Annotated in this window: 12 protein-coding genes; 8 read left to right on the top strand and 4 right to left on the bottom strand. The window is 63.6% G+C overall.

The features are described 5' to 3' along the window. Positions 1–88 precede the first annotated feature (88 nt). Positions 89–544 (bottom strand): Lrp/AsnC family transcriptional regulator, encoded by a 456-nt coding sequence (locus ACFFUC_RS15235; RefSeq protein ID WP_377687683.1) that lies wholly within the window; start codon positions 542–544, stop codon positions 89–91. Between the two features lie 141 nt (positions 545–685). On the opposite strand from ACFFUC_RS15235, the gene ACFFUC_RS15230 reads away from it, so the two are divergent. The 3 genes from ACFFUC_RS15230 to ACFFUC_RS15220 are packed head-to-tail and all read left to right on the top strand — an operon-like array spanning position 686 to position 2,957. Next, on the top strand, positions 686–1,006 hold the full coding sequence (locus ACFFUC_RS15230) for a DUF1330 domain-containing protein (protein WP_377687682.1): 321 nt from the start codon (positions 686–688) through the stop codon (positions 1,004–1,006). Between the two features lie 3 nt (positions 1,007–1,009). Then, on the top strand, positions 1,010–1,747 hold the full coding sequence (locus tag ACFFUC_RS15225; protein WP_377687681.1) for an SDR family oxidoreductase: 738 nt from the start codon (positions 1,010–1,012) through the stop codon (positions 1,745–1,747). 7 nt (positions 1,748–1,754) lie between these two features. After that, the gene (locus ACFFUC_RS15220; protein ID WP_377687680.1) at positions 1,755–2,957 is read left to right on the top strand and encodes an aminotransferase-like domain-containing protein; all 1,203 of its coding nucleotides are present in this window, start codon (positions 1,755–1,757) and stop codon (positions 2,955–2,957) included. On the opposite strand, the gene ACFFUC_RS15215 is transcribed toward ACFFUC_RS15220, so the two are convergent. The 3 genes from ACFFUC_RS15215 to ACFFUC_RS15205 all read right to left on the bottom strand — a co-directional run bounded on the left by ACFFUC_RS15215 (position 2,958) and on the right by ACFFUC_RS15205 (position 5,837). Beyond that, complete coding sequence (locus tag ACFFUC_RS15215; protein WP_377687679.1) at positions 2,958–3,569, bottom strand: aminotransferase class IV; 612 nt, start codon at positions 3,567–3,569, stop codon at positions 2,958–2,960. Beyond that, a complete protein-coding gene (locus tag ACFFUC_RS15210; RefSeq protein ID WP_377687678.1) occupies positions 3,566–4,696 on the bottom strand; it encodes an aminodeoxychorismate synthase component I in 1,131 nt (376 codons plus the stop codon). The genes ACFFUC_RS15215 and ACFFUC_RS15210 overlap by 4 nt, the downstream gene beginning before the upstream one ends. 142 nt (positions 4,697–4,838) lie before the next feature. Next, positions 4,839–5,837, bottom strand: a complete 999-nt coding sequence (locus tag ACFFUC_RS15205; protein ID WP_377687676.1) for a DMT family transporter — start codon at positions 5,835–5,837, stop codon at positions 4,839–4,841. 225 nt (positions 5,838–6,062) lie between these two features. Here ACFFUC_RS15205 and ACFFUC_RS15200 point away from each other — a divergent pair, with 225 nt between their 5' ends. The 5 genes from ACFFUC_RS15200 (at position 6,063) to ACFFUC_RS15180 (ending at position 12,089) form a co-directional block, all read left to right on the top strand. Beyond that, positions 6,063–7,094: a LacI family DNA-binding transcriptional regulator gene (locus tag ACFFUC_RS15200; protein ID WP_377687674.1), complete on the top strand. Its 1,032-nt coding sequence runs from the start codon at positions 6,063–6,065 to the stop codon at positions 7,092–7,094. A 266-nt stretch (positions 7,095–7,360) separates the two neighbouring features. Beyond that, positions 7,361–8,302, top strand: coding sequence for a sugar ABC transporter substrate-binding protein (locus tag ACFFUC_RS15195; protein WP_377687671.1), 942 nt, complete (start codon positions 7,361–7,363; stop codon positions 8,300–8,302). A gap of 66 nt (positions 8,303–8,368) precedes the next feature. Continuing rightward, positions 8,369–9,898 carry a sugar ABC transporter ATP-binding protein gene (locus ACFFUC_RS15190; RefSeq protein ID WP_377687669.1) on the top strand — a complete coding sequence of 510 codons (1,530 nt, stop codon included), beginning with the start codon at positions 8,369–8,371 and terminating at the stop codon, positions 9,896–9,898. A gap of 15 nt (positions 9,899–9,913) precedes the next feature. After that, positions 9,914–10,927, top strand: coding sequence for an ABC transporter permease (locus tag ACFFUC_RS15185; RefSeq protein ID WP_377687667.1), 1,014 nt, complete (start codon positions 9,914–9,916; stop codon positions 10,925–10,927). 43 nt (positions 10,928–10,970) lie between these two features. Beyond that, positions 10,971–12,089: a Gfo/Idh/MocA family protein gene (locus ACFFUC_RS15180; RefSeq protein ID WP_377687665.1), complete on the top strand. Its 1,119-nt coding sequence runs from the start codon at positions 10,971–10,973 to the stop codon at positions 12,087–12,089. Positions 12,090–12,097: the final 8 nt, after the last annotated feature.

The raw sequence follows: 12,097 nt of genomic DNA, 5'->3' as shown, positions 1-12,097 counted from the left end.
CCAATCACCCCCAATAAGCCCCATAAGTCCGCCCAAAACAAAGAGAATCGCACCAGAATCATGCCAAAACGATTCTCAAAGCAGAGAATCAGGACGAGGGCAGCGCGGTCCCCTGCGCGAGGATCACCATGGTCGAGGTTTCCGCCACCGAAGGGATCGACTGCAGCACGTCGCGGATGAAACTGCCCAAGGCATCGATATCGCGCACCCACACCCGCAGGATGTAGTCGACGCTGCCGGTCACCAGCAGGCATTCCGTAATCTCGGGGCGTTTCGCGATAGCCGAGAGAAACTGCTCCGTCCCGCGCGTGCCGTGGCGCGCCAGACGGACCGTGATCATGACATTGATGTTTTGCCCCAGAGCCGCGGGGTCGATCCGCGCGGTATAGCCCTGAATCACCCCCGCCTCCTCGAGCCGTTTGACCCGCCGTCCGCAAGGAGTCGGCGAAAGCCCGATCCGTTCCGCGAGATTGAGGATCGGCAGACGACCGTCCTCCTGCAGCGCCGCCAGAATGCGGTGGTCGATGTCATCAAGCGCGATCATGCAGCTTTTCCCTACCAAGGATGGCGATCATGGCAAAATCCTGCACAGAGCGCCCGTTTCGCGCAAGTCTTTGCAGGGACACAGCGCCCAGAGGCAGCTTATCCTTTGCGCGAAACACTTCTGGACAGATTCCGAGGAACCATGCCCGCCTATTTCATCTGCACCATGTCCATTCACGATCCGGAAACCTATCGCCGCTATACTGCCCTGACGCCCGAGACGGTCGCGCGTTATCAGGGGCGCTTTTTGACGCGCGGCGACGAGGTGCTGACGGTTGAAGGAGGGCCGGAGTTTACAGAGCGGATGGTGATCCTCGAATTTCCCGATCGGGCGACGGCGCTCGCCTGGCATGGGGATGCCGATTATCAAAGCGCCTCGGCGTTTCGTCGTGCCTCGTCAAAAGGCCGCATGATCTTGCAGGAAGGGCGCGACGAAACCGCTGCCCCCGATCCGAAGGTGTAACTCATGGATCTGGGTCTTGGAGAAAGAACCGCGCTGGTCTTTGGCGGCACGCGGGGTTTGGGGCGCGCGGTCGCAGCCGAGCTGGTGGCCGAGGGTGCGCAGGTCGTCGTCATCGCGCGTGATGCCGCGCGGGTTGCGCAAACGGCCGCCGAACTCGGCTGTATCGGGATTGCGGGCGATCTCTCGTTGCCGGGTGCGGGTCGCGATCTGGTCATGGCTGCGGGCGAACGGCTGGGCCGGATGCCCGACATTCTCGTCACCAATACCGGCGGGCCGCCCACCGGCAGCTTCATGGAGACAAGCGAAGAAAAGTGGCGCGCGGGTTTTCAGGGCCTCTGGCTCAGCGCGGTCGACAGCATCCAGACCGCCCTGCCCGCGATGAAGGCGCAAGGATGGGGCCGCATCCTTGCCGTAACCTCGGTCGCCGCCAAAGAGCCCCAGCCGGGTCTGCTGATCTCGAACAGCTTGCGGGCCGGTCTTTTGGGGCTGGTCAATACGCTCGCGCGCGAGGTAGCCGGCAACGGGATCACGGTAAACGCGCTGCTGCCCGGCTATACGAATACCGACCGTATGGCCGAGCTCGGGGTCGACGACGCCAGCATGGGGCCCAAGATCCCCGCGGGCCGGCTAGGTGATCCCGCCGAATTCGCTGCGCTCGCGGCTTTTCTGGCTTCGGAACGCGCATCCTATATTACCGGCCAGGCCATTGCCGTCGACGGCGGCCTGCTCCAATCAATCTGAGGCCCCGATGTCCCGCGCCCCCTTCGCCAACTGGCTCTCCCAAACCAACGACGTCACACAGGTCTTTCTGGGGGCGAGCCAGATCCCCGGCCTGATCAACCTTGCAGGCGGCCTGCCCGATCCCGCGACCTGGCCCGTGGCCGAACTGGCCGCTCTGGCCGAAAACGCGGTGCGCGAGCATCCTGCGGAGGCTTTGGGCTACAGCCCGATCGACGGCCTGCCCGCGCTGCGCGACCAGATCGCGGCGCGTTTTGCCACGCCCGAGCTGCAGCTTTCGCGCGAGAATGTACTGATCACCACCGGCGGCATGCAGGCGCTCGAACTTCTGGGCAAGCTTTTCCTCGAGGCCGGCAGCACGATCGCCGCGCAATCGCCGGCCTATCTCGGAGCGCTGGACGCATGGCGCCCCAGCCATCCGCGCTATCACGCAATGGATCTGGCCGCCGCCGATTGCGATCCGCACCGCGCGATGGACGGCGCGCGTTTCGCCTATACGGTGCCGAACTTCTCGAATCCGACCGGAAAGCTCGTCGGAACCGCGATGCGCAAGACCCTGATTGCAGCCGCCGAAGCCACCGGCTGCTGGCTGGTCGAGGACGACCCCTACGGTATGCTGCATTACGACGGCACGCCCCTGCCCTCGATGATCGGCCTTTATGCCAAGGCCCATCCCGGCCCCTATCGCGGGCCGGTCATCTATCTCGGCACGGTCTCGAAAGAGCTTGCGCCGGGGCTGCGCCTGGGATGGGTCATCGCCGCGCCCGAAGTGATCACGGCAATGACGACCGCCAAGCAGGGCGGCGATCTTTGCACCAGCGGCCTCTGCCAGCGCATCGTGCTCGACGCCCTGTCATCGGGCCTGACCGAGCGCATCCGGCCCGCGACCCTCGCGCTCTACCGCGCGCGGCGCGACGCGCTTTGTCGGGCAATGTCCGATCATCTGGGCGATCTTTTCGACTGGGAGGTGCCGGTCGGCGGCATGTTCGTCTGGGCCACGGCCAAGGATCCCGCCCTTGATACCGACCGGCTGCTCAGGACGGGCCTCGATCACGGAGTCTGCATCAGCCCGAGCAGCGTTTTCGATCCCGAAGGGCGAAACCACAACGCCATCCGGCTGAACTTCACGCTGAACCCGCCCGAGAAACTGGCCGAAGGCATTCGACGCCTTGCCGAGGCAACCCGCAGCCTGCTGCTCGAAAACGCGGCCTGACTAACCGCGCCACTCGGCAGGCATCAGGCCGCGCAGAGCATTGCCGATCCACAAACGGACGCGAGGAAGGTCGCCGACCGAAAGAACCTCCTCGCGGCACACCCCCTGCCCCAGAAGCTCGGCGCGCAAAACGCCGGGCAAAAGCCCTGACGCGAGCGGCGGCGTCCGCATCCCCTCGCCACGGTCAAAGAACAGCGTTGTGATGGTGCCGTCACAAACCTCGTCGCGCTCGTTGCGAAAGACCAGCTCGTCGAAATCCGCAGCCATTCCGGCACGCGCCGCATCATAATGCGCGCGCGCGGTCGATTTGATCCGCAGCCAGGGATCGGCGGATGAAAGAACCTGCGCCGCCGGACCCAGCCGCCAAAGCGGCAGCGCGGGTGGAAGATCGGCCCGCGTCACCTCGACCGCGCCATCCGCCGCAAGGGTCAGCCGCAACCGCGAGGGTGCGCCCGCCGGACCGGTCAAAGCATCCCGCACCCGCGCCGGATCACAATCCCAACCCAGAGCTGCGGCCCCCGCTGCCAAACGTGCCAAATGACCCTCGATGCGCGGACATGCCGTCCCGTCCCAAAGCGCCGTCTCGATCAGCCGCAAGCCCTCGGGGATCATGCCGGGTCCGCCAAAACCTCCGCGTAACGCGCTTTCCATAGAGCCTCCTCCCATTCACCGTCAGCAGTCGAATCCTGCACGACGCCCCCGCCGACATTCAGAACCACCCGACCGTCCGGCCAGACAGAAAGCGTCCGGATCGTCACCGAAAACGCCGCCGAGCCGTCCGGCGCCATCCAGCCGAGCGTACCGCAATAGACGCCGCGCGAATGGGGTTCGAGCTCGCGAATGATCTCCATCGCGCGGATCTTCGGCGCGCCGGTGATCGAGCCGCAGGGGAAAAGCGCGCGCATGACACCGGTCAGATCGGCAGGCGCGGCAAGCCGCCCCACCACGCGCGAGCTCATCTGATGCACGGTGGCAAAGCTCTCGACCGCGAAAAGCTCGGGCACGCGGACCGATCCCACCTCGGAAATCCGCGCGATATCATTGCGCAGAAGATCGACGATCATGAGATTCTCGGCACGGTCCTTTTCGGATCCCGCCAGCGCGGCGGCAAGTGCCGCATCACGCGCCGGATCGCTGTCGCGCGGCGCGGTCCCCTTCATCGGCCGCGTCTCGATCCCTCCCGACGCATCAAGCGTCAGGAACAATTCGGGCGAGCGCGACACGACGACCGGCCCGATACCCAAATCGGCAAAAGCCCCAAAGCCCACCGGCTGACGCGCCCGCAAGGCATGATAAAGCCCGAGAGGATTTCCCTCGAGCAAGCGGCTTTCCAGCGGGAACGTCAGGTTGATCTGATAAATATCGCCCGCAAGGATATAGTCCTGCGTCAGCGCGAAGGCCGCGCGGTAATCCTCACGGGTGACCTGCGGCACCAAAGGCGCAAGCCGGACCTCGCCCGCCGCGGCGCCGCAATCGGCGGGATTCTGCGGCCCGTCATAGATCCCGAAAATCAGCAAAGGGCCTTCTGCCGTCCGCGGGTCCATTGCCGCAAGAACCGGCTCGAAAGCCGATCCGGCTTCATAGCCCATCCAGCCCGCGATCCATTTGCCCGATTGCCGCGCGGCCTCGAGCCGCTCCAACGCGGGGATAACCGCGTCGAGGCTATGCGCCACGACCAGCTCCAAAGCGTCGCGGAACTCAACCTCGCGCCCTTCCGGACCGAATTCGCAAAGGATCACGCCTACCTCCCCAGAACCGCCGCCCCGTAACACGGCAGCGCCTCCGAAAACAACGAGAGAGCAAGCAAATGCCCGCGCCTTTCTTCATCACAAAAATACCCCTGCCAAGCGCGACAGGTTCGCGAGCCATGCAAGAGAAGCCTCAACCCTGCCCGCGCCCGGCCAGTCTACGCCACAACCGGCCGTCGATCGCGGCCAAACCGCCGCCGATCAGGACCATACCGACAACGTGACGAAGGGCCAGATGCTCGCCCAAAACCACGATCCCCAGCAAGATCGCGCAGATCGGAATCAGAAAGGTCACCAGTGCCAGATTGGTCGCGCCGGCCGTCGCCAGAATGCGGAAATAAAGCACATAGGCCAACGCCGTCGAGAAAACCGCCAAGCCGATCATCGCCCCGATTGCGGGCAAACCCGGCATCGTCCCGCTCCAGGGACGATCAACGATCAGGACCAGCGGCAACAGCAGGACGCTCGCGGCGATCAATTGGCCGGTCGCCGTCGCCATCGGGCTCACCCCGAGCTTGCGGAAGCGCCGCCCGTAGATCCCCGAGAACGCATAAGAAGACGCCGCCGCCAAAAACAGCATCTGCGCGCCCAATCCGGTGCCGATCGCGCGCAAGGCATCGCCTCCGATCATGACGGCGACCCCCATGAAGCCCAGGATCACCCCCATGACGCGGCCGCGATCGAGTTTTTCATCCGTCGTGAGGACATGGGCAAACAGGACGGTAAACAACGGCGTCGTCGCATTGAGGATCGAGGCCACCCCCGCCGCCACATGGGTCTGCCCCCAGACAATCAGCGAGAAAGGCAGCGCGCTATTGGCGAAGCCCATCACGAAAAGCGCGCGCCAAATCGCCGGATCGCGCGGCAAATGCTCGCGCGCAAGGCGCAGAACCGCGATCAGGACGACAGCCGCCAAAGCGACACGGATGAAAACCACGCTCAGAACGGGCATGTCGCGCACGGCAAGCGCATTGAAAAGGAACGAACATCCCCAAAGCACGGCGAGCGCCGACAACATGAGCCATTCTTTCCCCGTCATCGGCCGGTTTGCGGCAGGGGGCGCGCCCGCCTGTCCCGCATCCGCCGGTTTCGCGCCGGTTTTATCCCCCGCAATGGTCATTCTCGTCGACATCCCAGTTTCCGCCCGCACCAATGCGATATTTCGCGACCGCGTTTTCGCGGTCCCTCCGTCGCGACACTGGCACCACGTCGAAGGAACCGCCATCCGGATCCTGCCGTCAAAGTGGTGCCGACGCGGTTTTCGCGTCACCGGAAAGCAGACGAAGCCTCATTTGATATATTTCTTGCAATGAATGACGGAACACATCACCGTCATATTCGGCAAGATGAGGTTAACATGGCAGGCCGCCCCACCATCGAAGACGTTGCCGCAGCAGCAGGGGTCAGCGTCGCCACCGTCGACCGCGTCCTCAACGGCCGCGCCAAGGTGCGCGAGGAAACCGCGCGCAAGGTCTCGAATGCGGCAGAGGCGATCGGCTATCACGCCGCCACCGCGATCCGCGCCCGTGTCATGGCGGACCGTCCCGAGATCCATCTCGGGATCGTCCTGCAAAAGGAGCGGCACGCCTTTTATCAGGAGTTCGCCCAAAGCATCGAAGAGGCCGCGCGGCAGGATCCGAACCGGCGCTGGCGGCTGACCATCCGCTTTTCGCCAGGCCAGTCACCCTCCGATTTCGCCGAGACGATCGCGAGCTTTGCCGGCAAGGTTCAGGCGGTCGCCGCAACCGGCATCGACCACCATGAAGTCACCGCCGCCGTCGGCCTTTTGCGCGGGCGCGGCATTCCGGTCTTCTCGCTCCTGTCGGATTTCGCGCCCGGCCTGCGCGAGGCCTATCTTGGCACCAACAACTTGAAAACAGGCAGAACTTCCGGCTGGTTGATGCATCATCTGACCCGCCGCAGCGGCAAGCTTGCGGTCTTTATCGGCGGGCACCGCTTTCACGGTCACGACCTGCGAGAGGCGGGTTTCCGCAGCTATCTGCGCGAATACACCTCGGGGCTGGAAGTGCTCGATACGCTGCTCAACCTCGAAACCCGCCAGCTCACCTACGAAACCACGCTCGAGCTGATCCACCGCCACCCCGATCTGGTCGGGATCTATTGTGCGGGCGGCGGGATGGAGGGCGCGATTGCCGCAATCGACGAAACCGGCCGCTCGCGCGATCTGGCGCTGCTGGTTCACGAGCTGACGCCGGAATCGCGGCAAGGTCTGCTGCGCGGGACGGTCTCGACCGTGCTGTCGACGCCGCTGCAACCGCTCGCGCAAGAGGTTCTCAGCGCCGCCGCCCATGTCCTCGACCACGGTATGGCCGAGAACCCCGGCCAAAGGTTCGTCACCCCGATCATCGTAACACCCGAAAGCCTGTAAGCGGCCAGCCGCACCCTGAATGAAAGAATACCATCATTTGTGATGCGTTATTCCATCATTATTGATGGCATATCCTCATCAAAAAGATTGACCCAAGCGCATTCTGACCGAATGCTGTCCTCGGATCACCGCCACGGGAGAAGCGGCGACCATTCCAATCATCACATGAGTCGCTGTCCGGATACCGATCCGCGGCAAAGGGATGCGGCTTGTCTGATGTCCGGCATGACCCAAGGTGCGCCGGACACCGCAATGGGAGGATGACCATGAAGAAATTCCTGCTGACGGCCGCCTGTATCGCCACGGTCTCGGGGCCTGCGCTGGCCGAGAACATCGGCGTCTCGATGGCCGCTTTCGACGACAACTTTCTGACCGTCCTGCGCAACGGCATGTCGGACCATGCCAAGACGCTCGATGGCGTCACGCTCCAGATCGAGGATGCGCAAAGCGACGTCGGCAAGCAGCAAAACCAGGTCGACAACTTCATCGCCTCGGGCGTTGATGCGATCATCGTGAACCCTGTCGATACCGATGCGACCGCGGCGCTGAGCGCGGCGGCCTCGAATGCGGGCATCCCGCTGATCTACGTCAACCGCCAGCCCGCCAATGTCGATGCCCTGCCGGAAAAGCAGGCCTTCGTCGGCTCGCTTGAACATGATGCGGGCCGCATGCAGGGCGAGGAGATCTGCAAGCAGCTCAAAGCCGCAGGCAAGACCGAGGCGACTGCCGTCATCCTGCTGGGTGAACTCTCGAACCAGGCGTCCCGCGAACGCACGCAGGGCTTCAAGGATGTGATCGCGACCGATGATTGCAAATTCATCACCGTCGCCGAAGAGCAGACCGCCAACTGGCAGCGCACGCAAGCGACCGATCTTGTGACCAACTGGATGTCGGCCGGCACGAAATTCGACGCGATCGCGTCCAACAACGACGAAATGGCGATCGGCGCCGTTCAGGCGCTGAAATCGGCGGGTACGGATCTTGGTACGGTCGTGATCGGCGGGGTCGATGCGACGCAGGACGGCCTGGCGGCGCTGGCGTCGGGCGATATGGATCTGACCGTCTTTCAGGACGCCAAGGGTCAGGGCGCGGGCGCGCTGGATACCGCGCTGAAGATCGCCAAGGGCGAGAGCGTCGACAGCAAGGTCTACATCCCGTTCCAGCTCGTGACCAAGGACAATCTCGGCGATTTCACCGCGAAAAACTGAGCTTTCGCCACAGGAATCCCGCGGGGGCTCATCCCCTCGCGGGCGTTAACGAGGAGGGGGAGGACCATGCTGGATCATCGGGAAACCACGCGGGAAAGAACGCCCTATCAGGGTGAATTCATCCTCGAGGTCGACAATATCATCAAGGAATTCCCCGGTGTTAAGGCGCTGGACGGAGTACAGCTGCGGGTCCGCCCCGGCTCCGTCCATGCGTTGATGGGCGAAAACGGCGCGGGCAAATCCACGCTGATGAAGATCATCGCGGGCGTCTATGTCCCCGATGGCGGCGAGGTTCGTTTTGCCGGCCGCCCGATCAATGTGAAGACGCCGCTCGATGCGCTCAATTCCGGCATCGCCATGATCCATCAGGAGCTGAACCTGATGAACTGGATGACGATTGCCGAAAACATCTGGATCCGCCGCGAACCGCGCAATGCCTTCGGGCTGATCAACCACGCCAAAATGCGCGCGATGACCGCCGAGCTTCTGGGGCGCCTCAACATCAGGCTTGATCCCGAGGCGCAGGTCTCCGAGCTGACGGTAGCGCAAAAGCAGATGGTCGAGATCGCCAAGGCCGTCAGCTACAACTCCGACGTGCTGATCATGGACGAGCCGACCAGCGCCATCACGGAAACCGAGGTCGCCCATCTCTTCGCGATCATCCGCGACCTGAGGGCGCAGGGCATCGGCATCGTCTATATCACCCATAAAATGAACGAGCTGTTTGAAATCGCGGATGAATTCACCGTCTTCCGCGACGGGAAATATGTCGGCACCCATGCCTCGAGCGATGTGACCCGCGACGACATCATCCGCATGATGGTCGGCCGCGAAATCACCGAGATGTTCCCCAAGGTCGAATGCCCGATCGGGGAAACGGTGCTCGAGGTGCGCAACCTCACCCTGCCGGGCGTCTTCAAGGACATCAGCTTTTCTGTGCGCGCGGGCGAGATCCTCGGCGTGGCGGGGCTGGTCGGCTCGAAACGCTCGAATGTCGCCGAGGCGATTTTCGGCGTCCATCCCGCACCCATCGGCGACATCCTGATCGACGGGCGCAATGTCCAGATCACCAGCCCCTCGGATGCGATGCGCCACGGCATGGCTTTCCTGACCGAGGACCGCAAGGAGACCGGCTGTTTCCTCATCCTCAACTGTCTGGAAAACATCCAGTCGGCACTGATCACGCAGGGCCATGTCAAAGGCGGCTTCATCGACCAGAAGGCCGTCACCGCGAAAGCCGAGGAAATGGCGCGGATGCTGCGGGTCAAGACGCCGGACCTGCTGGAGAAGGTCGAGAACCTCTCCGGCGGCAACCAGCAGAAACTTCTGATCGCGCGCTGGCTTTTGACCAATCCGCGCATCCTCATCCTCGACGAGCCGACGCGCGGCATCGATGTCGGCGCGAAATCGGAAATCCACCGCCTGATCACCAATCTCGCCGCCCAAGGCGTCGCGGTCGTCATGATCTCGTCCGAATTGCCCGAGGTTCTGGGCATGAGCGACCGCATCATGGTCATGCACGAAGGCCGCATCTCGGGCTTTCTCGATCGCGCCGAGGCCGATCAGGTCAAAATCATGTCGCTGGCGGCACAATAAGCAGGGCTTTCACCAATGACCGATGCAACAGTCAACGCAATGCCGGCCAAACGCCGCCCGATGATGGCGGAGCTGAACATCCTGATCGTGCTGGTCGCGATCTGCGCGGTGTTCGAGATTCTGGGCTGGATCACGCAGGGCCAAAGCTTCCTGATGAACTGGCAGCGCCTGTCGATCATGATCCTTCAGGTCTCGGTCGTGGGGATCATCGCGATCGGGGTGACGCAGGTCATCATCTCGGGCGGGATCGACCTGTCGTCGGGCTCCATCGTGGGGGCGACGGCGATGATTTCCATGAGCCTCGCGCAGGCCTCGGGCTTTGACCGCGCGGTCTATCCCGACCTGACCGGCCTGCCGGTGATCATCCCCGTCGTCGCGGGGCTGGTCTTTGGCCTGCTGGCCGGAATGGTGAACGGGGCGCTGATCGCCTATACCAAGATCCCGCCCTTCATCGCCACGCTCGGCATGATGGTGACGGCCCGCGGCTTTGCCAAATGGTACACCAAGGGCCAGCCGATTTCCTTCCCGAGCGAAAGCTTCGCTTGGATCGGCAAGGGGATGCATCCGGTTTTCATCTTCCTCGCGGTCGCCGTGATCTTCCATGTCGCGCTGAAATACACCCGCTACGGCAAGTTCACCTATGCGATCGGGGCCAATCCGCAGGCGGCGCGGGTCTCGGGGATCAATGTCGAAAAGCAGCTGGTCAAGATCTATGCGGTGGCGGGTTTCCTGTCGGCGCTCGCGGGGATCGTGGTTTGTTCGCGCGCGCTGACGGCGCAGGCCGGCATGGGCACGATGTACGAACTCGACGCGATCGCCATGGCGGTGATCGGGGGCGTTTCCCTGACCGGCGGACGCGGCACGATCTTCGGGACGGCGGTGGGCATGGTGATTTTCGGGGTGATCATCTCGGGTTTCACCTTCCTGCGGCTCGACGCCTATTATCAGGAAATGATCAAGGGCGTGATCATCGTCGCCGCCGTCGTGGCCGATGTCTACCGCCAGAAAAAGCGCAGCAAAAAGGCGTGAGACGCGCCTTTTCCCTGATCCACCTCCAGCAAACAGGCAGTCCATGACGGAGAAGAAAACCGCCCTTGGTGTCGCATTGATCGGCACCGGCTTCATGGGAAAATGCCATGCGATGGCTTGGCGCAATGTCGCGACCGCCTTTGGCGGAGTGCCGCCGCGCCTTGTCGTGCTGGCCGATACCCCCGCCGAAAAGGCCCGCACCAGCGCCGAGGCTTTCGGCTTTGCCCGAGGCACCGACGACTGGCGCGAGGCGGTGCTTGATCCCGCTGTCGATGTCGTCTCGATCACCACGCCGAACGGGCTTCACCGTGAAATGGCCGAGGCGGCGCTCAATGCGGGCAAGCATGTGTGGCTGGAAAAGCCGATGGCGTTGACGGTCGCGGATGCGCAATCCATGGCCCATACGGCGCGGGCGGCGGGCACGGTCACTTTGCTTGGCTACAACTACACCCGCTCGCCGGCTTTTCGCGCCGCAGCCGATCTGATCCGGCAGGGGGCGATCGGCCGTCCGATCCATTTTCGCGGCATGTATGACGAAGATTACATGGCCGATCCGACCATCCCGTGGAGCTGGCGCCTGACCCGCGAAGGCGGCGGTTTGGGCGCGCTTGGCGATCTGGGCTGTCATCTTGTCTCCGTCATGGTCGCGCTGATGGGTGATGTGGCGCGGGTCTACGCCCAGATGGACACCACGATTGCCGACCGCCCCCACGGCAACGCCACCGCACGGGTCGAGAACGAGGACCAGGCGCAGGCGCTGGTGCGCTTTGTCTCGGGTGCGTCGGGCGAGTTCTCCTGTTCGCGCGTCGCGCGCGGCTATCGCTGCCGCCTCGCATGGGAGGTGCAGGGCACCGAAGGCACGATCCGTTTCGATCAGGAAAACATGAACGAGCTGTGGCTGTATCAGCCCTCGAAGCCCGAAACCGACGGCTTCCGCCGCATCCTCACCGGCCCCGCCCAGCCCGGTTATGCCGCCTTCTGCCCCGCGCCGGGCCACAACTTCGGCTTCAACGAGCAAAAGGTCGTCGAGGCCGAGGTCCTGCGTCAGGCCATCGCGGGCGTGGCCCCCGCCTGGCCCGATTTCACCGCCGGTCTGGGCATCGAGCGCATCATTCACGGCATGGCCCAGTCCGCGACCAGCGGGCAGGCCGTTTTCTTCTGATATTCCAG

This window comes from Paracoccus cavernae, assembly GCF_042430175.1.
Taxonomy (GTDB): Bacteria; Pseudomonadota; Alphaproteobacteria; order Rhodobacterales; family Rhodobacteraceae; genus Paracoccus; species Paracoccus cavernae.
The sequence above is the reverse complement of the archived record's forward strand: the minus strand, read 5'-3'. Positions and strand labels throughout refer to the sequence as shown.